This window comes from Actinomadura madurae (assembly GCF_900115095.1).
Classification (GTDB): Bacteria; Actinomycetota; Actinomycetes; order Streptosporangiales; family Streptosporangiaceae; genus Spirillospora; species Spirillospora madurae.
Genome location: NZ_FOVH01000004.1, coordinates 475717 through 498103, shown reverse-complemented (window position 1 = coordinate 498103; position 22387 = coordinate 475717). Strand labels below are relative to the sequence as shown.

The following is a 22387-nucleotide window of genomic DNA, read 5'->3' as shown; positions in this document are numbered from 1 at the left end:
CTCAGTCCGCCATGTGCCAGGTCTTTCGGGGTTTGTTGTGCATTCGTCCGGGGAAGCCGGGGCGCTGCTGCCACGGGTGCGGTCCGGTGGGCGGGCGGTAGCCGACGCCGAGCGCGTCCAGGCGGGCATAGTGCGCCGCGTCCATCCGGCTCTCGAAGTCGTCGAAGTCGCGTTCGTCCGGGCCGGGCAGGTCCGACCAGGCCACCTCGGCGAACGCGGCGAGCCGGGGGAACGCCTGGTAGTCCACCCGGCCGCGGTCCTCGGCGACCTCGGTCCACAGGTTGGCCTGGGCGCCGATGATGTTGGCCGCGTGGGGCGTCCCGGCCAGCCGGGGCGGTACGGGTTCGAAGCGGTAGACGTCCTCCAGGGTGTGCACCCATCCGAAGGGCACGGGCTCCTCCGCGCCGGGCGCCTGGACGTGGTCGAGGTAGACCTCCTGCTGGGGGCACATCACCACGCTGTGGCCGCTCTCCGCGGCGGCGATCCCGCCCCGGTACCACCGCCAGCACATGACCGCGGCGCCCTCCGCCAGGCCGCCCTCCAGGATCTCGTCCCAGCCGATGAGGCGCCGGCCGCGCGCGGCGAGCCAGCCCGCGAAGTGACCGATCATCCAGGACTGGAGCCCGTCCTCGTCCCCGAGCCCGAGGTCGCGGATGCGCGCCTGGGCCGCCGGGGACGCGCGCCACTGGTCCTTGAAGCACTCGTCCCCGCCGATGTGGACGAACGGGCCGGGGAAGATCTCCAGGACCTCCTCCAGGACGCCCTCGTAGAAGCGGAGCACGGCGTCGGTCGGGGCCAGCACGTTGCGGTTGAAGCCCCACTCGGTCCAGACCTCCAGCGCGGAGGTGTCGATGACGTCGGTGTTCCCCAGTTCGGGGTACGCGGCGATGGCCGCCTGCGAGTGTCCGGGCAGGTCGATCTCGGGGACGACCGTGACGTGCCGCTCGGCCGCGTACGCCACGATCTCGCGCAGATCGTCCTGGGTGTAGAAGCCGCCGTGCGGCCGCTCGTCCCACAGCGTTGGCTCGCCCCATCCCAGGCGGGTCCGCCGCCGCCAGGCGCCGACCTCGGTCAGCCGGGGGCGGCGGCGGATCTCGACGCGCCACCCCTGGTCGTCGGTGAGATGCAGGTGGAGGACGTTCAGCTTGTGGACGGCCAGCAGGTCGACATAGCGCAGCACGTCGTCCTTGGGCATGAAGTGCCGGGCGACATCGAGCATGAAGCCCCGCCAGGCGAAACGCGGCGCGTCCTCGATGGTCACGTTGGGCACCGTGGCCGGCCCTCGCTCGATGGGGGCGCGGCGGAACGCGTCTGGCCCGAGCATCTGCCGCAGGGTCTGCCGGCCCCAGAAGACACCGGCCTCGTCGCCGCCCACGATGTCGGCGCCGTCGCTCGACACGGTCAGCCGGTAGGCCTCCGGTGCCAGTGACGGGTCGACACCGGTGCGCACGCTTCCGCTGAACGGACCCGAACCTCCCGTCAGTTCGCATCGGTGTGGGGCAGGGATCACGCTCACCTCGGTCGCCACACGCCAAGTGCATCACACACGGGACGGGGTGAGCAGGCCGGAGGCGTTCTCGACGAGCACGGCGAGGAAGGCGCTGCTCAGCTCGTCCAGCCGGGTGCGCGAGTAGGCGGCCAGGACGCGGGTGACGGCGGGTTCGGGGCGGAGGATGTGGCCCTCGTAGCCGTCCGGGACGAGGTTGGCGGGGAAGAGGGCGGGGCCGAGACCGGCGGCCGCCAGGGTCGGGGCGGACGCGGTCTGCTCCGCGCGGACCGCGGTCCTCGGCCGGAACCCGGCGTCGTGGCAGGCCCGGTCCAGGATGGCGGCCAGGCCGTTGTCCGGGCCGTAGTGCACCCAGCGGCGGTCGCGCAGCGCCGCGAACCCGATCTCGGTGACGCCCTCGACGGCCAGCGGATCGTCCGCGGGGACGGCCACCACGAACTCCTCGGTGCCGAGCGTCCGGACCGGTCCGGTCCAGCCGGGCGGGAGCGGGCCGATGGCCAGGTCGGCCTGCCCGGCCGTCATCGCCTCTGCCAGTTCGGCGGCGTGCCGGTGCTCGAACAGACGGACGTCGATCCCCGGGTACCGCCGGCTCCAGGCGCGCAGCGCGGGAGGCAGCACGCCGATGCTGATCGAGTAGACCGTCGCGAGGCGCAGCTCCCCCGCGGTGAGGCCGGCCGCCTGCCGGACGGCCGTCTCCGCCCGTGCCGCGTCGGAGAGGGCGGCGCGCGCGTGCGGGAGCATCGCGCGCCCGGCCGGCGTCAGCCCGACCGCCCGGGGCAGGCGCTCCAGGAGGGGCGCCCCGGCCGCCCGTTCCAGCGCCCGGATCTGGTGGGAGAGGGCCGGCTGCGTGACGTGCAGCGCTTCGGCCGCCCGGGTGAAGGACCCCTCGTCGACCACGGTGACCAGGTACTGGAGCTGGCGCAGGCTGAGCATGCACAGATTCTATCTAGCCGATGAAAAAGATGACTTGGACTTATGTATGCAGGTGGGCCGAGACTGAAGGGCACTGTTCACCCATCGCTGAGGAGATCTGACGTGGGCTCTCTCGACGACCTTCCTCTGGCGGGCGAGACCGTGGCGAAGGACTTCGCCGGCTGGTCCGGCGCCGTCCGGGCGGACTTCGACGCGCACGCGTTCAACGGGCAGGTGGGGGGCCTGCTGCTCCACGAGACCGACCGGGTGCGGGTGTGGGACATCCGGCTCGCCCCGGGCGAGCGGCTCCCGGCGCACCGCCACGTCCTGGACTACTTCTGGACGGCGCTGACCGACGGCCGCAGCCGCCAGCACGTCCACGACGGCACGACCAGGGAGGTCGCCTACCGGCGCGGGGAGACGCGCTCGTACACGTTCGGTCCGGGCGACTACCTGCTGCACGACCTGGAGAACACCGGTGACGGGCCGCTGGCCTTCATCACCGTGGAACTGCTGCAAGGCGCGAACCCGCCGCTGCCGCTCAGCTGAGCGCCCACGGAAAGGACGGCGCGGGCGGCGACCTCGCGGCGGCGGCCTGCCTGCGGGCCCGCGACGACGGCGGCCCAACATCTCGCGCAAACACGAACCGATAAGAGCTGGAAGGAAATCATGCAGACGGAACCCAAGGTGGCCCTGGTCGTCGGAGCCCAGGGCGTCATCGGCCGGCGGCTGGTGGAGCACCTGGCGGAGCTGGGCGACTGGGACGTCGTCGGCCTGTCGCGCCGCGGCGGGACGGACTCCGGCCGCGTCCGCCACCTGTCGGTCGACCTGCTGGACCGCGACGACTGCGCCAAGCGGCTCGGCGAGCTGACCCACGTCACCCACATCTTCTACGCCGCCTACCAGGACCGGCCGACGTGGGCCGAGCTGGTGCCGCCGAACCTGGCCATGCTCGTCAACGTGGTCGACGCCGTGGAACCCGTCGCCAAGGGCCTGCGCCACATCAGCCTGATGCAGGGCTACAAGGTCTACGGGGCGCACCTCGGTCCGTTCAAGACGCCGGCCCGCGAGGACGACCCGCCGCACATGCCGCCGGAGTTCAACGTCGACCAGCAGGACTTCCTGGAGCGCCGCCGGCAGGGCGCGTCCTGGACCTGGTCGGCGATCCGCCCCTCGGTGGTCTGCGGCTTCGCGCTCGGCAACCCGATGAACCTGGCCATGGTGATCGCCGTCTACGCGTCGATCGCCAGGGAGCTGAGGGTGCCGCTGCGCTTCCCGGGCAAGCCCGGCGCCTACGGGTCGCTGCTGGAGATGACCGACGCCGGGCTGCTGGCCCGCGCCACCGTCTGGGCCGCGACGGACGAGCGCTGCGCCGACCAGGCGTTCAACATCAACAACGGCGACCTCTTCCGCTGGAGCTCCCTCTGGCCCAAGATCGCCCGCTTCTTCGACCTGGAAACGTCCGACCCCCTGCCCATGAGCCTGGAGACGGTCATGGCCGACAAGGGGCCGCTCTGGACGTCCATGACCGAGAAGCACGGACTGGAGCCGCACCCCTACGAGCGGCTCGTCTCCTGGCCCTTCGGCGACTTCGTCTTCTCCTGGGACTACGACATGTTCGCCGACGGCTCCAAAGCCCGCCGCTTCGGCTTCCACGAATTCGTCGACACGGAGAAGATGTTCCTCGGCATCTTCACCGACCTCCGCGACCGCCGGATCATCCCCTGAGCCGTCACCGAGACGCGCCCTCGCCCTCCGCGCCGTGCGGAACGGGCGGGGGCGTGCAGTCGAGGCCGGCGTCCTGGAGGATCCGGCGGATGCCGGCCAGCGCCGCGGGGCTGTCCACGGGGAGCTTCGGACGGCGGGGGAAGCCGCCGTTCTCCCCGAGGACGTTCATGGCCGCCTTGAGCGTGGCCTGCATGCCGCCGAAGGCCCAGTTGTATCCGTCCCGGCGGTCTCCGGCGAGGCCGGCCATGAGCTTCTCGTACCGGTGCGCGATGGCGTACGCCCGGGCCACGTCGCCCCTCCACACCGCCTCGAAGAAGCCGGGCATGTCGGCACCGAGCAGCATGCCGCTGCCGAAGTGGCCGTCGCCGCCGAAGCCGCCGCGGATCAGGGCGACGCTCACCCGGTTCAGCATGTTGCCGAAGACGCGCAGGGTCGACCCCACGGCGTCGATGGTCTCGATGAACTCCGCCATGCTCGGCACGCTCTGCTTGATCGCCACGACGTTGGGGATCTCGGCGAGCCGGACGATCTCCGGCAGGCTGATGTGGTGCCCGTTGTCCTGCGGGAAGTTGTAGAGCCACGCGGGGACCTCCACGGCCCCGAACACCTCGCGGTAGTAGGTCTCCAGCTCCGCGGGCGTCGGACGGGCCAGCGGCGGCGGGGCCGCCATCACCGACGTGGCCCCGGTCCGCGCCGCGTGCTCGGCCAGTCCCGCGGCGTCGTCGACGCGCGAGCAGGTCACCCCGATCACCGTGGGGACGCGGCCCGCGACGGTCTCCACCGCGATCTCGGCCAGCCTGCGCCGCTCGTCGAGGGTCTGGCTGAACCACTCCCCGGTGCTGCCGTTCACGCAGATGCCGTGCACGCCCTGCGCCACCGACCTGTCCAGGACGGCCCTGAACGCCTTCTCGTCCAGCTCGCCCTCGGAGGTGAACGGCGTGATCGCGGCCGTCCAGTAGCCCGTCCACGGCACATCGTTGCGGTCCATCAGATCGTCCCCTCCGCGGGTGCGCCGGTGCGTTCCGGACGCCGGTCGACGGTGCGGCGGCCGGATTGGAAGACCGCGTGGACGGCCTCCTTCTTCTGGAGCACGGTGATGTCCTCGGCGGGCGACCCGTCCACGAGGAGCAGGTCGGCGATCATGCCCTCGCCGATCGTCCCGAGGTCGTGCCCGCGGCCGATGAGCCCCGCGTTGACGGCCGTGGCCGACCGGATCGCCTCCAGCGGTCCCGTGACCCGCGCCTGGAGCTCCAGTTCCAGGGCCTTCCGCGGCTGGTGCCGGCCGAGCAGGTCGGAGCCGGAACCGATGCGAACGCCCGCGTCCATGGCCATCCGCAGGGAGGTGAACGCCGAGTCGAGGACGGTGTTGATCTGGTCGACCTGCGTCTGCGTCATCCCCACGGCGAGACCGTCCGCCGACAGCAGCTCGAACGTGGCGATCGTGGGGACCAGGTATGTTCCCTTCTCGGCCATCAGCGCCGCGGACGCCTCGTCCATCAGGTTCCCGTGCTCGATCGAGCGGACACCGGCCTCGACGGCGTTGGCGATCGCCTCGGGGTTGTAGGCGTGCGCGATGACCGGCCGGCCACGCGCGCCCGCCTCGTGGACGATCGCGGCGAGCTCCTCGCGGGTGAACTGGGTGTCGGTCACGTCGTCGCCGTGCGAGGCGCATCCGCCGCTCGCCATCACCTTGACCTGGTCGGCGCCGGCGCGCAGCACCTCGCGCGCCGCCCACCGCACCCGTTCGACGCCGTCGGCCACGACGCCGGTCCACACGAGGCCGTCGAACATCACGGCCGGTTCCCGCTCGTGCCCCCGGCGGAGGTCGGAGTGGCCGCCGGTCTGGCTGAGGGGGCCGTTGGAGACCAGCAGCCGCGGCCCCGGCACCTGGCCGCCCTCGATGGCGAGCCGGAAGCCGGCGTCGGTGTAGCCGGCGTCGCGGATCGTGGTGAACCCCTGCTCCAGGGTGGACCGGATCTCCCGGAGGACGGCCGCGGCGTACACGGCGCGGGGGCCGTCCAGGAGCCGGTCGAGGTGGTCGACGGCCCCGAGGTGGGCGTGCGCGTCGATCAGCCCGGGCATGACGGTCCGGCCGGCGCAGTCGATGACCTCGTCCGCGGCGCCGCGGGGTGCCGCGCCGGCGCCCACGGCGGCGATGCGGCCGTCCTCGATGCGGAGCCACGACCGGGGGACGGGGTCGCGGCCGGTCCCGTCGATCAGTGTCACGTCGGTCAGGTGGGTGATGGTCATGACGCTCCAGGCGTAGGCGGGGCGAGGGACGGTCCGGATTCCCGCCGCGCGGCGTGGCCCGCGGCGTCCTCGGGCAGGTCGCCGCCCAGGTAGAGGGAGCCCAGGCGGGGGTCGTCGAGCATGGGCGCGGCGTCGCCCTCCAACGCCACGGTTCCGGATTCGAGGACGTAGCAGCGGTCCGAGTGGTTCAGGACGAGGCGCGCGTTCTGCTCGACGATCAGGACCGCGATCCCCTCGGCCTTCAGCCCCCCGACGATCTCGAACACCTGCCGCGTCGCGATCGGGGACAGGGCCGCCGCGGGCTCGTCCAGAAGGAGGACCGACGGGCGGCGCACCAGTGCCATCGCGAGGGCCAGCAGCTGCCGCTCGCCGCCGGAGAGCAGCGCCGCCGACCGCCCCGCGACCGAGGCGAGCGCGGGGAACTCCTCCAGCAGGTCGGCCGCGCGGCGCCCGGCGGCCGCCCGCGGCCAGGTCCGGGGCGCCATGAGCAGCAGGTTCTCCCTGACCGTCAGGCTGGGGAAGGTGTTCTTCAGCTGCGGCACGTAGCCGAGTGCGGCCCGGCCCTCGTCGGTCGCCGTCCCGGACCGCACGGCACGGCCGGCGACGCGGACCTCCCCCGCCGTCCAGGGGAGCAGCCCCGCGACGACCTTCAGGCAGGTCGACTTCCCGGCGCCGTTAGGCCCGATGACGCTGACCACCTCGGCGTCGCCGACCGTGAGCGACAGGTCGTGGAGGATGCGCTGGTCGCCGTAGCCGGCGTGCACACCGGTGAGTTCCAGAGCGGTCACGGCCGGCCTCCCAGATAGGCCTCCAGCACCCGCGGGTCCTTCCGGACCACGTCGGGTTCGCCGTGCGCGAGCTCCTTGCCCCGGGCCAGGACGTGCACGTGGTCGCAGTGGGTCATGACGAACTCCATGTTGTGCTCGATGACGCCGACGGCGAGACCGCGGTCCGCGACCGCGCGCATCCGGGTGGCGATCGTCCCGGCCAGGGACGGGTGCACGCCCGCCATCGGCTCGTCGAGGAGCAGCACCCGCGGCTCCCGCATCAGGGCCCGGCCGATCTCCAGCAGCTTGCGCTGCCCGCCGGACAGGGCGTCGGACCGCTGGTCGAGGACCGGGGCGAGCCCCATGAACACGCCCGTCTCCTCGGCGAGGGCGGCCAGCCCGCGCAGCTCGGCCGAGTGCGCGCGCGATCGGAAGGCCAGCACCAGCGACCGGACGGCGGACGGCCGCGAGCCCGCCACCACCAGGTTCTCCAGCGTGGTCAGCCCGCCGAACATCCGGGGCGTCTGGAAGGTCCGGGCGATGCCGGCCCGCGCGGCCCGGTGGGGGGACGTCCTCGGCACGGCACGGCCGTCGACCCGGATCGTGCCCGTGTCGCGCCTGACGAAGCCGGTGACGCAGTCGAACAGCGTCGTCTTCCCCGCCCCGTTCGGGCCGATGACCCCGGTCACCCTGCCGGGCGGCAGTGCCAGGCTGACGTCGTCCAGGACCTGGAGCCCGCCGAACCGGACGGAGACGTTCCGAATCTCAAGCATCGCTGGTCGACGCCTCCTTGACGGCGGGGGCGGCGGGCTTCTCCGCCGCCGCGTCCGGTTCGTCCGGCGGGCCCGCCTTCAGGTGCCGGCTGGACCGCGGCGGCAGCAGGCCCTCCGGGCGGAGCCGCATCATGACGATGAGGATCACGCCGATGGCGATCCAGCGGAGCGAGGCGAGCTGGGTGTCGCTGAACGCCGTGAACCCGAAGTCGCGGACGAACCTGGTGAACTCGAAGACGGCGGCGATGCCGGCCGCGCCGAGGCAGGCCCCGGCGTGCCGCGCCCCGCCGATGATGATCCCCGCCCAGATGTAGAAGGTCACCCGGGGATCGAACTGCTCGGCGGTGACGAAGCCGACCCAGTGCGCGTAGAAGGCGCCGGCGACGGCGGCCAGGACCGATCCCCAGACCAGCACAGTCGTCTTGTAGGCGGCGACGCTGCGTCCGAGCATGGCCGCGGCCGGCTCGTCCTCCTTGATCGCCGACAGGCCCATCCCGAGCAGGCCCCGGGTGACGACGCGGACGAGGAGCCAGGTCCCCGCGAGCAGCCCGGCGGCCAGCGCCAGCCACGCGGCGGCGAAGACGTCCGGGTCCAGCTGGCCGAAGGGCCGGGGAACGCCGACGAGCCCGCTCGGCCCGCCGGTCGCCTCCAGGTTCTGCAGGAGCACCCGCAGCGTCTCGGCGAAGGCGATCGTGACGATCGCCAGGTAGTGCGAGGTGAGGCGCGCCGCGATCCAGCCGAGGGGCAGCGCCGCCAGGCCGCCGAGGACGCCCGCGGCGGGGATGGACAGCGCCAGGCTCACCCCGTGCAGGGAGAGCAGCGCGGTGGCGTACGCGCCGACGCCGAAGAAGGCGACATGGCCGAAGTTGATCACGCCCGTGCGCCCGACCTGGAGGTTCAGCGAGAGCCCCAGCGCGCCGTACAGCAGGGCGACCGTGGCCACCGCCGGAAGGTAGGTGTTCATACGCGCACCGCCTTGCCCTTCAGCCCCTGGGGGCGGGCCAGGAGCAGCAGGGTGAGGATCACGAAGGCGAACGCCGGCTTGTACACCGGCGGCAGGACGAGGGCGAACATCTCCATGCCGACGCCCACGAGCACGCCGCCGAGGATCGCCCCGCCGAAACTGCCGAGCCCGCCGAGGATCGCCGCGGCGAAGGAGGGCAGCAGCAGGTTCCAGCCCATCAGCGGGGTCAGATGCGTCTTGACGCCGTAGCAGATCCCCGCGATCGCGGCGAGCGCCCCGACCAGTCCCCAGGTCAGCATGAGCGTCCGGTTCTCGGAGATCCGCGCGACGCGCGCCAGGGACCGGTCGTCCGACAGCGCCCTCATCTCCCGGCCGAGCCTCGTCCGGCCGATGACGGCGGCGGTGGCGGCCATCGCGGCGAGCGCGACGAGGCTCGTGTACGCGGCCGCCTTGCTCACATGCAGATCTCCGGCGGCGAACTGGCCCGTCACCCCGAACTCGTACGTTCTCAGCGAGTTCCCCCAGAACAAGGCGATGGTGTAGTCGAGGATGAATTCGAGGCCCATGGTGACGATGAGCAGGGTCATCAGGGGCGCCGCCCGGAACTGCCTGACGACGATCAGATAGGCGACCGCCCCGAGCACGAACGAGGCCAGCACGCCCGCCGCCACGGCGAGATACCAGGTGGTCACCACCGCCGCCAGGGCGTACGTGGTGTAGGCGCCGGCGGCGACCAGGCCGCCCTGGCTGATGTTGGGGAACCGCTGGACGGCGTAGACGAGGGTCAGGCCCAGCGCCATGAGACCGATGAGCATGCCGTCGGTCACGCCGTTGACCATTGCTTGGAGCATGGGAACCGTCCTTCAGGACAGGGTGAACTTCTTGACCAGCTCGACCTTGCCGTTCCTGACCTGGTAGACCCCGTAGTCGGAGCGCTGGTCGCCCTTGCCGTCGAACTCCAGGTCGCTGGCGGCCCCCTGGTAGTCGATGTCGCCGCCGCCCTTCAGCGCCGCGATGCCCTCGGCGTATCCGCCGACCTTCTTGCCGGGCGCCGTGGAGACCTTCGCGATGGCCTTGGTCAGGGCGGCGCCCTTCGTGCACTCGCACGCCGCCATCGCCAGGGCGACGACGATCGCGGAGTCGTAGGCGTAGAAGGCGAAGGTGTTGCTGGCGAGCAGTTCCTTGCCGGTCTTGGCCTGGAACGCCCGCCGGAGGTTCGCGTACGCCGCGCCGTCGACGTTGGGCGCCGCGTCCACGGTGTACAGGCCCTCCGCCGCGGCCGTGCCGACGGCGTCGAACAGCTCCTGGTTGACCGACCAGCCGACCGAGAGCCAGGTGCCCTTGTCCGGCGCGTTCCGCGCGTCCTTCATCATCGCGGCCAGCTCGGGCGTGTAGCCGACGTTGACGATGACGTCGGCCTTCTTGCCGATCGCCCGGCCCACCTCGCCGGTGTAGCTGCTCTGGTTCGGCGGGTAGGTGACGGAGTCGACCACGCGGCCCCCGGACGCCTGTAGGGCGTCCTTGAAACTCTTGACGATGGTCAGGCCGCTCGGGTCGTTGCGCGACATCGCCACGGCGGACGTCCACTTCTGCTCGCGGACGGCCTGCGCGATCGCGGCACCCGTGTACTTGCCCGGCGGGTAGAAGCGCCAGACCAGGTTCTCGTCGTCGAGGTCGGTGACGTCGCCGGCGCCGGCGGCGGTGGTGAGCACCGTTCCGCTCTGGATCGCCATCGGCGCGATGGCCAGGGTCTCGGCGCTCGACCACACGCCCATGATGGCGGCGGAGCGGTTGACGTTGATCAGTTTCTGCGTGGCCCTGGTCGCGGCGTCCGGATCGGTCTGGGAGTCCTCGATCTGCAGCTTGAGCTTCCGGCCCATCGGCGCGTCGCCGTTGATCTCCTCGACCGCGATCCGCAGCGCCGACTGGATGTCCGGCCCGTACACGGCGCCGCCGCCCGACAGGGGGACGAGGCCGCCGACGTTGATGGACCCGCTTCCCGAGCTCCCGCCGCCGCACGCGGCCGCGGTCACCACCACGCAGGAGAGCGCCGCCCAGGTGATCGGCCCGTGTATTCGTCTGCTGCGCCTCATCGTTGCCTCCCGCTCGGCTCAGTCCGGCCGCTGATTGGGGCCTCGGATCCGTGGGCGCGGCGCGATCCGACGATCGATCGCGTCGCCGTGGGCCCTCGTCGCGAAGGAGATCGATGATCTATGCGCCCACCGGGTTCCGGATGGCTTGCGATGACAGTAATCGCGGGGAGCGGCTGCAACGATGCAGGAGTCGGCGGATTCGATACCCGGGCCGCTATTGATCGGTGTCCGCCGCGGCGGGCATCACGGGCGCGGCTCGCCGGAGGAGGTGCACGAGGTCGTCCCGGGCCTGGTTCCGCTCGCCCCGCCGGGAGGCCATGAGGATGCTCGACTGGGCCGGATCCCCCTGCAACCGGACGAACCGCACGCCGTGGCTCGGACGCCGGGCGATCTCGCCGGAGACCAGGGCGACGCCCTCCCCGGCGGCGACCAGGGCCAGCAGCATGAGCGTGTTCTGCACCAGATGCCGGACGGCGGGCGTGAACCCCGCCGCCGCGCAGCCGCTCAGCATGGCGTTGATCATGCCCTGCCCGATGCTGCCCTCGTAGGCGATGAACGGCTCGTCCGCCAGTTCGGCCAGATCGATCTCCGAACGGCCGTCGCGCACGAGCCGGTGGCTGGGAGGGAGGGCGGCGACGAACACGTCCGTGCAGACGTTCTCGAACTCCAGCCACGGATCGACGTTCCCGGGCGCGCGCAGGAGACCGCAGTCGATGCCGCCGTCATGGAGGCCGGCGATCTGGTCGCGGGTGTCCATCTCGTGCAGCCGCAGCTCCAGCCCGGGATGGAGCAGGACGAACTGGTGGAGCACGCGCGGCAGCAGGCCGAGGGCCATCGGCTCCACATAGCCGAGGGACAGCTGCCCGAGGACGCCGCCCGCCGTGGATTTCGCCATCTCCATCGCGCGTTCCAGCCGGGCCATGACGATGTCGATCTCGGCCAGGAACGTCCGCCCCGCGGGCGTCAGCTCGACGTTGCGGGAGTTCCGCCGGAGCAGCTGGATGCCGAGCGAGCTCTCCAGCGCCTGGATGTGGCGGGTGAGGGGCGGCTGGGTGCTGTGGAGCCGCGCCGCCGCCCGCCCGAAGTGCAGCTCGGTCGCCACGGCCTGGAAGGCCCGCATCTGCTGGACGGTCGGATCCTTAGCCATCCGGGCATTGAAACCGGCATTTGTGGCAATCGTCAATCATTTCGCTGGTGACAGACTTGCCGCATGGCATCCATGGTCCCCGCCGAGGCCCTGACGACCCTGAGCGAGACGCTGGACTCCTCCGGCCTCCTGCTCCCTCCGCTCGACCTCTCGCGCTACGAGATCGCCCCGAACAACCTGCGCGGGCGCGCGGGCGCGGTGATCCGCCCGCGGACGGTCGAGGAGGTGCGGGCGGTGCTGGGCGTCTGCCGCGAGCACCGCCTGCGCGTGGTCCCGCAGGGGGCCAACTCGGGTCTGGTGGGCAGCGGCATTCCGGACCCGACCGGCACGCAGGCGGTGCTGTCGACCGACCGGATGCGCGGCCGGTTCGAGGTGGACGAGGACGGCCGGACGCTCACCGCGTCGGCCGGCTGGACCCTCGACGAGATCAACGCGCGGCTCGCCCCGGCGCGCCTGCACCTCCCGATCGAGGTGGGATCGAGCCCGTCGGTCGGCGGCATGGTCGCCACGAACACGGCGGGGTCCAACGTCCTGCGCCACGGCGACGCCCGGCGCCGGCTCCTGGGCGTCCAGGCGGTGATCGCCGACGGCGGGCTGACCGTGATCGACACCCTGGCGCCGCTGCGCAAGCGGAACGAGGGGCTGGACGCCACCCAGCTGTTCGTGGGGACGGAGGGGGCCTACGGGGTCGTCACCGCCGCGAGCTTCGAGCTGGCGCCGCTGCCCGCGAGCCGGGCCGCGGCCTGGCTCCAGATCCCCGACCCGGCCGGGCTCTCCGCCGTCCTGCGCGAGTTCGAGCATCGCGCCGGCGAATGGCTGTCGGCCTTCGAGCTGGCCTCGGCCACGGCCGTCCACCTGCTCGACGACGGGTATCCGCACCTGCTCACCCGCGTCCCCGCCGGCGACCACGACAGCGTCCTCGTCGAGATCGGCGCCGCCGACGGCTCGGCCGAAGAGGTCCTGCTGGCCGCCATCGACGCGCTCTGCGACCGGGGAGACGTCGGGGACGCCGTGGTCGGCGCCCCGGACCGGCTGTGGGAGGTCCGGCACACGATCCCGGCGATCACCGAGCGGATGGACCCGGTGGCCGCCTTCGACATCTCCGCCCCGCGCGGCGGCCTGACCGCACTCCGCGCCGAGCTCGGGACGAGGCTCGCGCGCCACCACCCGGGCATCACGCCGATCGAGCTCGGCCACTACGGCGACGGCGGTCTCCACCTCATCCTGCCGCTGCCCTCCGACATCGCCGCCGACCAGGACGGACTCCGGGAGCTCCGGAACCTCGTGTTCGACACGGTGGTACGGGACTTCGGCGGCAGCTTCTCCGCCGAACACGGCATCGGCCCCAAGAACGCCGACGCCTACGCACGCTACGTGCCGGCCCCCATCCAGCGCATCGCCGAATGCCTCAAGCGCGAACTGGACCCGGAAGGCGTCCTGGGCTGGCGCACCCCCTGAGCCCGGCCCGGGACGGCCGGGACCTTCAGTCCGTCCGCCGCGCCCGAAGCCATCCGGCGTCCAGCTCGGCCACCGAGGCGCATCCCATCAGGCACATGGTCCGGATCATCTGGGACCGCAGCATTTCCAGGACGTGGACGACGCCCGGCTCCCCGCCGGCGGCCAGCCCCCAGACGACCAGACGCCCCACCAGCACCGCACGCGCCCCGAGCGCGACCGCCCGCACCACGTCCCCGCCCCGGCGGACGCCGCCGTCGAGCAGCACCTCCGCCGACCCGCCGACCGCGTCCACGACCTCGGGGAGCGCGTCGATCGCGGCCGGTACGCCGTCGAGCTGGCGGCCGCCATGGTTGGACACCACCACGGCGTCGGCGCCCAGGTCGACCGCGCGCCGCGCGTCGTCCCCGGTGATCACGCCCTTCACGACCAGCCGCCCGTCCCAGACCTCGCGGAGCCAGGCGACATCGCGCCACGTGGGGGAGAAGGACTCCGCTCCGGCGCGCCCCATCTCGGTGAGCGGCATCGCTCTGCCGTCACTCCCGGATCCGGCCGTGTTGGGCAGCTCGAACGGCATGCCGTCGCGCCAGAACCGGTAGACCCATCCAGGCCGCCGCGCCATTTGCGGCCCAAGGCGAAAGGCGCTTCCAGCGTTAATTCTCAGGTTATAGCTGAACCCGTTCCGAAAATCGCGTTCGCGATTCCCGGCGATGGCCGTGTCGATCGTCGCCACGAGCACCCGGTAACCGGAGCGGCGAGCCCGTTCCACGAGCGCCTCCATCAGCACGGGATCGGAGAACCTGTAGAGCTGGAACCACCGGGGCCCGCTCGCCGACGCGACCTGGTCGAGGGAGTACCCGCCCCCGGAAGGCACGACCGACTCCACGCCGGCTCGCTCCGCCCCCCGCGCGACCGCCAGGTCACCCGCCGGATGCACCAGTCGCATGCCGCCGCAAGGCGCGGTCAGCACCGGCATGGAGAGCTCGGTTCCGAGAACCTCCGTCGCCAGCACCGGCCGGGGTGTCCACTCTCCCATCCGTGGATGCAACCAGAGGCCGTCGAAGGCCTCGCTATTGCGCCGCAATGTCACCTCGTCGTCGGCGCCGCCGTCGATGTAATCGAAGAGCAGCCGCGGCAGAACCCGCCGAGCGGAACGGCGTGCGTCCTCGTGATTGAGCACTCCTGAAAGCCGTCGTCTCCGCATGGCCTGCACGCCGAGCATGCGAACCTCTCAGTTATCGCGGGATATGTATGTCCTGCGATGATAAGTACGCCGCCCAGCTAAACCGTTGCCGTTCGGGCATCGATCAATGCACCCTGACCCGCCACCGGCCCCCGCGCCCCCACCTTCCGCTGCCCCGGGCATCGCCGGGCTCCTCAAGCGCGAGCTCGACCCGGTGGGATTCTGGGCCGGCAAAACCCAATACGGAGATGATCGAGGGGCTGAAGCGCCAGGTGGAGAAGGCTTACCGGGAGTTCGGCGGAGATCCGAAGCCCGCGAAGACCAACCGATGGGCGCAGAGCTCTAAGGCTCCGGACCTGGTCGCCTCCTTCAGCGAGGATGGCGAACTGACGATCACAGGCCGGGCACCCGCCCCGCTCGGCGTCGAAGGCATGGGCTCGCACACCACCATGTGGGCGGCGGAACTCGTGGCTCTGCAGTGGATCGTCGCCTCAGCGGCGCCTGAGGAGCAGACTCGGATCCAGGCCATCAAGGGAAGGGTGAAGGACGATCTCAAGGGCGAGGTGCTCGAGCTCGACTACTTGCTTCCCGCTGACCAGCTCCGCTCCGGGCAACTGCACGCCATCTTCGGCGCCGCCGTCAGAACGCTGGAGGCACAGCGCATCGAGTCGGCCGCGGAGAACTATCTGAGGTTCCGCAATCTGCTTCCCTATGCGACGGTCGATGCGGGTGACAGGGGCGGTCACGGCGAGAGGAAGACCCGGGCTGTGGAAAAGGGGTTCGACAGGGAATCGCTGCTGCAAGCCGTTGCTCAGAAAGCAGACGAGTACAGCCAGGAGCGGGTGGAATCTACGATCGACGCTCTGAAAAAGGCCGCGGCCGCGTTGGAGAAGGAACCCGGTTTGGGGTGGACCTCAACGAAAGAAGTCTTCGACGCCGTCGTACTTTCGATCGGACGGCTGGAAAAGGAGGCCGAGGCCCTCGGCGGGGGCAAAATGCAAGTACGCGGCCGGCGAAAAGTCGAAGAAACAGTGATCGAATGACCGGGCGAGCCACCGCGCGAGCGCGGCCGGTCAGAGGTCGCCGTCGGGGTGGGGGCCCGGGGTGAGGTTCAGGGTGTAGGGGGTCTCCTCCAGGCGCTGGTAGGCGGTCTCGATCACGCTGTCGGCGTCGATGGCCGCTTCCAGCAGCGTCATGCCGCGGTCGGTGCGGGTGGTGATGGCGCGTTGCCAGCGGTCGAGGTTCTCCCTGCTGAGTTCGAGGAACTTGCGGGTCGGCATCGACAGCGGGGTGCTGGGCGTGACGGCGTAGATGGCCCGCGAGGTCAGCGGCTCGATCATGCGCAGGCTCGCTCCCCGGCGGCGCGCGTCCAGCGCCTGGCGCATCGGCAGGAGCGCGGCCCCGGCGCCGGCGATGATGAACGGGACGAGCCCCGCGGGTTCGCTGACGTCGACGACGACCGCGGGCTCGACCGCGCTGGTGTCGCGGATGGAGTCGAGGTAGGGGCGCCCGAACCCGCGGTCGACGATCATGGGGAGGCCGTCGAGCAGGGCGATGGGGACCGGGTCGGGGAACTCGTTGCGCCAGCCGGGCGGCAGCGCGAGGACGACCTCCCCCTCGCCGATGTGGACGCACTCGATGCCCTGGCGCGTCACGGGGGCGACGGTGTAGGCGAGCTCGGCCTCGCCCGTCCGGATCAGGGCGACGATCTCGTCGGTGTCCCCGTGGTGCTGGGTGAGCCGGAGGGTGAGGCCGGGGTGCCTGCGGCGGAAGTGGCCCACCCAGGCGGCGAGGAAGCTCGTCGTGAGGGAGGCGGAGATCGCCAGGTCGACCCGCCCGCGTTCGAGCCCCCGGTAGCTCTCGGCGACCTGGCGGGCCCGATGCATGTCGCGCACCACCTGGCGGGCCGGGCCGACGAGCGCCTCGCCCGCCGGGGCGAGCACCAGCCCGCGCCCGACCCGGCGGAACAGCTCGACGCCGAGGTCGCTCTCCAGCCGGCGGATGATCTGCGACAGGGACGGTTGCGCCAGGTAGAGCGCCGACGCGGCCCGGGTGACGCTGCCCTGGTCGACGACGGCGAGGAAGCATTCGAGCTCGCGGACGTTCATGAGGGCGATCCAAACGGTCGGCTCACGGACGGGTCAAGGCTCGCGCCAGGCGGGCGCCTCGGAGTCGGCTCCGGTCCGGGGCACCGCCCGGTCCGCCTCGGGCGCCACGCCGTCGAGGGTGAAGGGCAGCGACGGGATGGTGTAGCGGTCGCCGTCCGGGCCGATACCCGTGCTGAGGATGCCGCCGGCGTGCACGTCCGCCGCCGCGGCCACGTCGCGGTAGGTGCGGACCTCCGCCGCGACGATGCCGTGGTCGGCCAGCAGCGCGAGGCACTTCTCGGTCGACAGGGCGCCGAGGGCCTGCGAGATCTCCGCGAGGAGCGCCGTCCGGTTCGCCACCCGGGACGGGTTGTCGGCGAACCGGGGGTCGTCGAGCATCCAGGGCTTGTCGATGAAGCGGCACAGCCGCGCGAAGTGCTCGGGGGTGTACGCCGAGACGACGATGGTCCCGTCCGAGGTGTGGACGAGGTCGGCCGCGGGCGCCACGGTCGCCTGCCCGTTCCCCTTGCGCCGCGGCTCCTGGCCGGAGGCGTGCCATTCGCCCCACATCGCGGACTGGAGATGGATCGCGGCGTTCAGCAGGGAGACCTCGGCCACGCCGCCCTCGCCGGTGCGCTCCCGGCGCAGCAGCGCGGCGAGGACGGCCTGGACGACCGCGTAGCTCGCGGCGACGTCGGCGATCGGGAAGCCGACCCGGAGCGGATCGCCGTCCTGCTCCCCGTTGATCGACATCAGCCCGCTCTCGGCCTGCGCGGCGATGTCGAGGCCGGGCCGGTGCGCCGAGGGACCCGCGGAGCTGAAGCCGCTGACCGAGACGAAGACGAGCCGGGGGTGGTCTGCCCGCAGGTCGTCCGGCCCGAGGCCGAGCCGGGCCAGCGCTCCGGCCCGGAGGTTCTGCACGACGACGTCCGCCCCGGCGATCAGGCGCAGGGCCGTGTCCCTGTCGCCCTCCTGCTTGAGGTCGAGGACCACCGAGCGCTTCCCGCGGTTGAAGGCGAGGACGATGCCCTCGCCGTAGGCGCCGATGCCGCGCGCCTGGTCCCCGTCCGGTGGCTCGATCTTGATGACCTCGGCGCCGAGATCGCAGAGCAGCTGCGTCGCCGCGGGCGCCGCGATGTAGTGACCGAACTCGACGACTCGGATTCCCGCGAGTGGTGTGGTCATGCCGTTCCTACTCTCCGGTGAACACCGGCTTGCGCTTCTCCAGGAAGGCCCGGGCCGCCTGCCTCGCGTCGTCGCTGCGGGCGCAGTCCACCATGCGGGGCATCTCGCGCTGGAGGTAGTCGGGCAGCGTCGCCAGCCGGGCGTCCGCCAGGTTCTCCTTCGCGTAGCGCATCGCCTTCGGCGGCTGGGCGGCGAGCTTACCCGCCAGTTCGCCGAGCCTGGCCGGCAGGTCGGCCGTGGTCTCGGTCACCAGGCCCCACTCCGACGCCTCGGCGGCCGTGAACTTGGCGGGATCGAGGAGCAGCGCCCGCGCGCGGGCGTCGCCCACGGCGCGGGCGAGCAGCCAGGCGCTGCCCAGGTCGCCCGACACTCCGGCGCTGACGAACGCGGTGTTGAACGCCGCGCCCTGCGCCGCCAGCCGGAAGTCGGCGGCCAGGGCGAGGGCCAGCCCCGCGCCAGCGCAGGCGCCGTTGATGGCCGCGATCGTCGGCACCGGGAAGGACACGAGCGTCTCCACGATGGTCGAGGCCCGGCCCAGGCGGTCGAGGTCGTCGGCGACCGAACGTCCGCGCAGGGTGCGCGTGTCCTGGTCATGAGCGTTGTCCGAGGCGGCGCGGGCCAGATCGGCGCCGACGCAGAAGTCGGCTCCCGCGCCGGTGAGGACGAGGACGCGCAGGCCGCGTTCCGAGCGGGCCCGCTCGACGGCGGCGAGCAGGTCCTCGACGAGCTGCCAGGAGATCGCGTTGCGGCGCTCGGGCCGGTTGAGGGTCACGGTGCCGACGCCGCCGGCGAGCTCGAACAGCACGGTCCCCGAACCGGTCGCCGTTCCGCTCATCCGGGGAGGCCCGGCAGGTCACGCGCCGCTGGGTATCGAAGATCCATCCGGGTGCACCATCCCTCGTTCGCTGTTCCGACACCGCGCCCCATCCTGAGCAACGCCGTCCTAGTGCGTCAAAGAGCAAAACGAAGAGCAACACATTGCGCGGCGCTATGGGTGAATCATTGCGTCACGCAATGAGTCGGGTTGAGTTCACGTCTTTGACGTACTTCATCGGGCGGTGACACGGTGGGGCCTTCGCGGAAGTGGACCGAGGTCATGGACATTGGGCCAGGTGGCGGGCACGTGGCGACGGCGATGTCGTCGCTCTGGTCACCGCCCCATCGGGCATCGGTCCGTCAGACAAGAGGTGCCCCATGAATGCTCGTCCGGTCAGGAAACCCCGCAGCGTCGCCTGGGTGTCGGTCCTCGCCTGCGCGCTCGCCACGGCCGCCTGCGGCGGTGCGACCGCCCAGCAGGCCTACCCGACGCGCGACGTCCAGCTCATCGTGCCCTATCCGGCCGGCAGCGCGATCGACACCACGGCCCGCGCCCTGGCCGACACCGTCAACGAGCAGCGCAAACTCGGCAAGCGCCTCCAGGTGGTGAACAGGGCCGGGGGCGCCGGCCTGGTCGGGACGACCGCGGTGCTCAAGGCCAACAAGGCCGGCTACACGATCGGCCTCGTTCCGGACGGGCCGATGACGTTGATTCCCCATACCGAAAAGGTCTCCTACGATCCCGAGGCGGCCACGGTGCTGAGCGAGGCCACCACCTCGCCGGTGCTGTTCGCGGTGCCGGGCGACTCGCCCTACAAGACCCTGGGCGACCTGGTCGCCGCCGCCAAGGCCCGCCCCGGCGCCGTCACGATCGCCGAAGGACCGCTCAACTACGCGGTTCCGGCCAAGAAGTTCGAGCAGCTGACGGGCACGCAGTTCAAGCACGTCAAGTTCGACGGCGACCAGGCGACGACCACGGCCCTGCTGGGCGGCAACGTCGACGTGGGCGTCATGCAGCTGGCCGGGGCGAAGGCGCAGCTGACGTCCAAGAAGCTCCGCGCGATCGGGATCGCCACCGCCGAGCGCGTCGACCTCGCCCCCGACATCCCCACCTTCACCGAGCAGAAGATCCAGCTGCAGTGGGAGGCGTACAACGTCGTCGTCGCGCCGAAGGGGCTGCCGGCCGAGGCGCAGAAGAAGCTGTCCGACGCGTTCACCGCGGCCATCAAGAGCCCGAAGTTCACGCAGACCGCGCGGAACCTGGGCCTCGTCGTCAGCGGGGCGGACGGGAAGGCGGCCAAGGCGCGGCTGTCGCAGAAGTCCACCGCGGCGAAGAGCCTGCTCCCGCTGGGATGACGGTGAGGCGCTTCCCCATGAGAGCCGCGTCCGACGTGATCGTGGCCGGATCGCTCCTGGCGCTGGGCGTGCTGTACGGCGTGCTGGCCGTCGGGGAGGGGATCGGCACGATGGCCGACACCGGGGCGGGCTTCTTCCCCCTGGTCGTCGCGGTGGTGCTGGTCGCCGCCAGCGGTACCGTCCTCGTGCAGAGCCGGCGCGGGACGTCAGGCACCGAGCCCGCCGAGGACGACGCGACCCCGGAGGACGGGGACGAGGGCGGTAAGGACGACGCCGTGCGCTGGGCACGGGTCGGCGGCGTCCTGGCCGCCGCCCTGCTGGTGCCGGCCGTGGGCGCCACGGTGGGCATGACCGTGACGCTGTCGGTCTCCGTCGCGCTGGCCGCCAAGATCATGGGCCTGTCCCGGTGGACCGGCGCCGCCATCCTCGGCGTCGCCTTCGGCGCGGCCACCTGGCTGGTCTTCGTGCGGCTGCTGTACGTCCCCCTCCCGGCCGGCACGCTCGGCCTGGTCTGAAGAAAGGAAGAAGTGTCGCATGGCGGACGTGATCGGTAACCTCGGCACCGGCTTCGCCTCCTTCGCCGATCCGACCTACGTCCTCCTCGCGCTGGTGGGCGTGGTGCTCGGCACGGTCGTCGGGGTACTCCCGGGCATCGGGCCCATCGGCGCGATGTCGGTCCTGCTCGGCATGACGACGCAGCTGGGCCCGACGGGGTCGCTCATCCTGTTCGCCGGGATCTACTTCGGCTCCACCTACGGAGGGTCGACGACCTCGATCCTGCTCAACCTGCCCGGCGAGTCGTCGTCGGTGGTGACGGCGCTCGACGGGCACGCGATGACGAGGCGGGGCAGGGCCGGACCCGCGCTGACCATCGCGGCGGTCTCCTCGTTCGTGGCGGGGACCGTCGCGATCGTCGGGCTCATGGTGTTCGCCCCGTGGCTGAGCGGGGTGGCGGTCGAGCTCGGTCCTCCCGAGTACATGGCGCTGTGCGTCGCGGGACTGCTGCTGCTGGCGGCGCTCTCCGACGGCTCCACCGCCAAGGCCGTCGCCATGATCTGCGCCGGGCTGGCGGTGGGCACGGTCGGCATCGACCCGGCCGCCGGGGATCTGCGGTTCACGCTGGGAACGGGCAGCCTGGCCGAGGGGTTCAGCTTCATCGCCCTGGTCATGGGGGTCTTCGGCGTGGCGGAGGCGCTGAGCACGACCGGCCGCCGGTGGCGTCCGGAGGCCGTCCGGGCCCCGAAGCTCAGGGAGCTCCTGCCCTCCGGGCGGGAGTCGCGCGGGGCGGCGCCGGCGGCGGTGCGCGGCTCGGTGATCGGCTTCCTGCTCGGGCTGGTGCCGGGCCCGGCCGCGGTGCTGTCGACGTTCGCCTCCTACGTGGCCGAACGGAAGATCTCCCGGCACCCCGAGAAGTTCGGGAAGGGCGCCGTCGAGGGGGTGGCCGGTCCGGAGGCGGCCAACAACGCGGCGGCGGGCGCCGCGTTCATCCCCCTGCTGGCGCTCGGCATCCCGTTCGCCCCGACGATGGCGCTCGTGCTCGCCGCCCTGCTGCTGAACGGCATCGTCCCGGGGCCGACGTTCATCAACGACCAGCCCGACCTGTTCTGGACGGTCATCGCCGCGATGTACATCGCCAATCTGGCGCTCCTGGTCCTGAACCTTCCGCTGGTGGGCCTTTTCACGCGCCTGCTGTCCGTCCCGCCGCAGGTGCTGATGCCGGTAGTGATCGGCCTGTGCGTCGTCGGGGTGTACGCCGAGAACAATTCGATGTTCGACGTCATGGTGATGCTGGTCGCGGGGCTCCTCGGATTCGTGCTCCGCCGGGCCGGGTTCAGCATGGCCCCCTTCGTGCTCGCCGTCGTCCTCCAGCCCACGCTGGAGACCTCGCTGCGCCAGACCCTGGCCTACTCCGACGGCAATTCGGGATACGTGCTCGGACGGCCCGTCACGATGGTGATACTCGGCCTCGTGGTCTTGGCCGTGGCATTGTCGGTGCGGCAGGCGGTCCGCGCGCGAAGGGCCTCGTCCGCCCCTTCGGCCAGTTCTGAATCGGCACGCACCGGCTAGCCCGGCCGTCGCCCGCGACGATGACCCATTGAGGCCACCGTTCATCGCATGTGCGCTCTTTATCCTTGATCGGACTATTATGTCCAAATAAATTGGA

The 22387-nt window shown here is 71.7% G+C and carries 21 protein-coding genes; 7 read left to right on the top strand and 14 right to left on the bottom strand.

Translation table 11 applies throughout. The features are described from left to right. Position 1: 1 nt before the first annotated feature. Complete coding sequence (locus tag BM339_RS15015; protein ID WP_337959916.1) at positions 2-1510, bottom strand: family 20 glycosylhydrolase; 1509 nt, start codon at positions 1508-1510, stop codon at positions 2-4. Positions 1511-1540: 30 nt separating this feature from the next. Further along, entirely contained in the window at positions 1541-2440 is a 900-nt protein-coding gene (locus tag BM339_RS15010) for a LysR family transcriptional regulator (RefSeq protein ID WP_075021203.1), read from the bottom strand. A gap of 102 nt (positions 2441-2542) precedes the next feature. Here BM339_RS15010 and BM339_RS15005 point away from each other — a divergent pair, with 102 nt between their 5' ends. Together BM339_RS15005 and BM339_RS15000 are read left to right on the top strand one after the other, a co-directional pair. After that, a complete protein-coding gene (locus BM339_RS15005) occupies positions 2543-2968 on the top strand; it encodes a cupin domain-containing protein (protein ID WP_021594373.1) in 426 nt (141 codons plus the stop codon). 120 nt (positions 2969-3088) lie between these two features. Beyond that, positions 3089-4147 carry an SDR family oxidoreductase gene (locus BM339_RS15000; RefSeq protein ID WP_075021201.1) on the top strand — a complete coding sequence of 353 codons (1059 nt, stop codon included), beginning with the start codon at positions 3089-3091 and terminating at the stop codon, positions 4145-4147. 4 nt (positions 4148-4151) lie between these two features. On the opposite strand, the gene BM339_RS14995 is transcribed toward BM339_RS15000, so the two are convergent. From BM339_RS14995 to BM339_RS14960, 8 genes are all read right to left on the bottom strand, one after another. Next, complete coding sequence (locus BM339_RS14995) at positions 4152-5135, bottom strand: dihydrodipicolinate synthase family protein (RefSeq protein WP_075021200.1); 984 nt, start codon at positions 5133-5135, stop codon at positions 4152-4154. Further along, complete coding sequence (locus BM339_RS14990; RefSeq protein ID WP_075021199.1) at positions 5135-6397, bottom strand: metal-dependent hydrolase family protein; 1263 nt, start codon at positions 6395-6397, stop codon at positions 5135-5137. The genes BM339_RS14995 and BM339_RS14990 overlap by 1 nt, the downstream gene beginning before the upstream one ends. Next, complete coding sequence (locus BM339_RS14985) at positions 6394-7185, bottom strand: ABC transporter ATP-binding protein (protein ID WP_075021198.1); 792 nt, start codon at positions 7183-7185, stop codon at positions 6394-6396. Before BM339_RS14985 ends, BM339_RS14990 begins: the two co-directional genes overlap by 4 nt. Then, the gene (locus BM339_RS14980; protein ID WP_021594378.1) at positions 7182-7937 is read right to left on the bottom strand and encodes an ABC transporter ATP-binding protein; all 756 of its coding nucleotides are present in this window, start codon (positions 7935-7937) and stop codon (positions 7182-7184) included. The genes BM339_RS14985 and BM339_RS14980 overlap by 4 nt, the downstream gene beginning before the upstream one ends. Further along, entirely contained in the window at positions 7930-8901 is a 972-nt protein-coding gene (locus BM339_RS14975; protein WP_075021197.1) for a branched-chain amino acid ABC transporter permease, read from the bottom strand. The genes BM339_RS14980 and BM339_RS14975 overlap by 8 nt, the downstream gene beginning before the upstream one ends. After that, positions 8898-9752, bottom strand: a complete 855-nt coding sequence (locus BM339_RS14970; protein ID WP_081842342.1) for a branched-chain amino acid ABC transporter permease — start codon at positions 9750-9752, stop codon at positions 8898-8900. The genes BM339_RS14975 and BM339_RS14970 overlap by 4 nt, the downstream gene beginning before the upstream one ends. Before the next feature lie 12 nt (positions 9753-9764). Continuing rightward, a complete protein-coding gene (locus BM339_RS14965) occupies positions 9765-10994 on the bottom strand; it encodes an ABC transporter substrate-binding protein (RefSeq protein ID WP_081842341.1) in 1230 nt (409 codons plus the stop codon). Between the two features lie 214 nt (positions 10995-11208). Continuing rightward, the gene (locus BM339_RS14960; protein WP_083597637.1) at positions 11209-12141 is read right to left on the bottom strand and encodes a LysR family transcriptional regulator; all 933 of its coding nucleotides are present in this window, start codon (positions 12139-12141) and stop codon (positions 11209-11211) included. Positions 12142-12204: 63 nt separating this feature from the next. Between BM339_RS14960 and BM339_RS14955 the strand changes: the two genes are divergently transcribed. Beyond that, positions 12205-13599: an FAD-binding oxidoreductase gene (locus tag BM339_RS14955; RefSeq protein WP_083597636.1), complete on the top strand. Its 1395-nt coding sequence runs from the start codon at positions 12205-12207 to the stop codon at positions 13597-13599. Between the two features lie 25 nt (positions 13600-13624). Here the strand turns inward: BM339_RS14955 and BM339_RS14950 are convergent, their stop codons facing one another. Next, the gene (locus BM339_RS14950; RefSeq protein ID WP_033330452.1) at positions 13625-14800 is read right to left on the bottom strand and encodes an alpha-hydroxy acid oxidase; all 1176 of its coding nucleotides are present in this window, start codon (positions 14798-14800) and stop codon (positions 13625-13627) included. A 227-nt stretch (positions 14801-15027) separates the two neighbouring features. Between BM339_RS14950 and BM339_RS14945 the strand changes: the two genes are divergently transcribed. Then, positions 15028-15822, top strand: a complete 795-nt coding sequence (locus BM339_RS14945; RefSeq protein WP_075021194.1) for a hypothetical protein — start codon at positions 15028-15030, stop codon at positions 15820-15822. Between the two features lie 30 nt (positions 15823-15852). Here BM339_RS14945 and BM339_RS14940 read toward each other — a convergent pair whose 3' ends face one another. Genes BM339_RS14940 through BM339_RS14930 form a run of 3 tightly spaced genes read right to left on the bottom strand, consistent with a single transcriptional unit; the run spans position 15853 to position 18886 of the window. Next, positions 15853-16887, bottom strand: coding sequence for a LysR family transcriptional regulator (locus tag BM339_RS14940; protein ID WP_075021193.1), 1035 nt, complete (start codon positions 16885-16887; stop codon positions 15853-15855). 33 nt (positions 16888-16920) lie between these two features. Next, on the bottom strand, positions 16921-18051 hold the full coding sequence (locus BM339_RS14935) for a CaiB/BaiF CoA transferase family protein (protein WP_021594386.1): 1131 nt from the start codon (positions 18049-18051) through the stop codon (positions 16921-16923). A 7-nt stretch (positions 18052-18058) separates the two neighbouring features. Then, on the bottom strand, positions 18059-18886 hold the full coding sequence (locus tag BM339_RS14930) for an enoyl-CoA hydratase-related protein (protein ID WP_024934508.1): 828 nt from the start codon (positions 18884-18886) through the stop codon (positions 18059-18061). A 359-nt stretch (positions 18887-19245) separates the two neighbouring features. Here BM339_RS14930 and BM339_RS14925 point away from each other — a divergent pair, with 359 nt between their 5' ends. The 3 genes from BM339_RS14925 to BM339_RS14915 are packed head-to-tail and all read left to right on the top strand — an operon-like array spanning position 19246 to position 22290. After that, a complete protein-coding gene (locus BM339_RS14925) occupies positions 19246-20223 on the top strand; it encodes a tripartite tricarboxylate transporter substrate binding protein (protein ID WP_081842338.1) in 978 nt (325 codons plus the stop codon). A gap of 17 nt (positions 20224-20240) precedes the next feature. Next, positions 20241-20738 (top strand): tripartite tricarboxylate transporter TctB family protein, encoded by a 498-nt coding sequence (locus BM339_RS14920; protein ID WP_075021192.1) that lies wholly within the window; start codon positions 20241-20243, stop codon positions 20736-20738. 19 nt (positions 20739-20757) lie between these two features. After that, positions 20758-22290, top strand: a complete 1533-nt coding sequence (locus BM339_RS14915) for a tripartite tricarboxylate transporter permease (RefSeq protein WP_075021191.1) — start codon at positions 20758-20760, stop codon at positions 22288-22290. Positions 22291-22387: the final 97 nt, after the last annotated feature.

Coding starts and splice junctions, on each gene's coding strand:
- BM339_RS15010 (WP_075021203.1), bottom strand. CDS start 2,440: ATGCTCAGCCTGCGCCAGCTCCAGTACCTGGTCACCGTGGTCGACGAG.
- BM339_RS14980 (WP_021594378.1), bottom strand. CDS start 7,937: ATGCTTGAGATTCGGAACGTCTCCGTCCGGTTCGGCGGGCTCCAGGTC.
- BM339_RS14930 (WP_024934508.1), bottom strand. CDS start 18,886: ATGAGCGGAACGGCGACCGGTTCGGGGACCGTGCTGTTCGAGCTCGCC.
- BM339_RS14960 (WP_083597637.1), bottom strand. CDS start 12,141: ATGGCTAAGGATCCGACCGTCCAGCAGATGCGGGCCTTCCAGGCCGTG.
- BM339_RS14945 (WP_075021194.1), top strand. CDS start 15,028: ATGATCGAGGGGCTGAAGCGCCAGGTGGAGAAGGCTTACCGGGAGTTC.
- BM339_RS14955 (WP_083597636.1), top strand. CDS start 12,205: ATGGCATCCATGGTCCCCGCCGAGGCCCTGACGACCCTGAGCGAGACG.
- BM339_RS14965 (WP_081842341.1), bottom strand. CDS start 10,994: ATGAGGCGCAGCAGACGAATACACGGGCCGATCACCTGGGCGGCGCTC.
- BM339_RS14920 (WP_075021192.1), top strand. CDS start 20,241: ATGAGAGCCGCGTCCGACGTGATCGTGGCCGGATCGCTCCTGGCGCTG.
- BM339_RS14915 (WP_075021191.1), top strand. CDS start 20,758: ATGGCGGACGTGATCGGTAACCTCGGCACCGGCTTCGCCTCCTTCGCC.
- BM339_RS15000 (WP_075021201.1), top strand. CDS start 3,089: ATGCAGACGGAACCCAAGGTGGCCCTGGTCGTCGGAGCCCAGGGCGTC.
- BM339_RS14925 (WP_081842338.1), top strand. CDS start 19,246: ATGAATGCTCGTCCGGTCAGGAAACCCCGCAGCGTCGCCTGGGTGTCG.
- BM339_RS14990 (WP_075021199.1), bottom strand. CDS start 6,397: ATGACCATCACCCACCTGACCGACGTGACACTGATCGACGGGACCGGC.
- BM339_RS14995 (WP_075021200.1), bottom strand. CDS start 5,135: ATGGACCGCAACGATGTGCCGTGGACGGGCTACTGGACGGCCGCGATC.
- BM339_RS14935 (WP_021594386.1), bottom strand. CDS start 18,051: ATGACCACACCACTCGCGGGAATCCGAGTCGTCGAGTTCGGTCACTAC.
- BM339_RS14950 (WP_033330452.1), bottom strand. CDS start 14,800: ATGCGGAGACGACGGCTTTCAGGAGTGCTCAATCACGAGGACGCACGC.
- BM339_RS14970 (WP_081842342.1), bottom strand. CDS start 9,752: ATGCTCCAAGCAATGGTCAACGGCGTGACCGACGGCATGCTCATCGGT.
- BM339_RS14975 (WP_075021197.1), bottom strand. CDS start 8,901: ATGAACACCTACCTTCCGGCGGTGGCCACGGTCGCCCTGCTGTACGGC.
- BM339_RS14940 (WP_075021193.1), bottom strand. CDS start 16,887: ATGAACGTCCGCGAGCTCGAATGCTTCCTCGCCGTCGTCGACCAGGGC.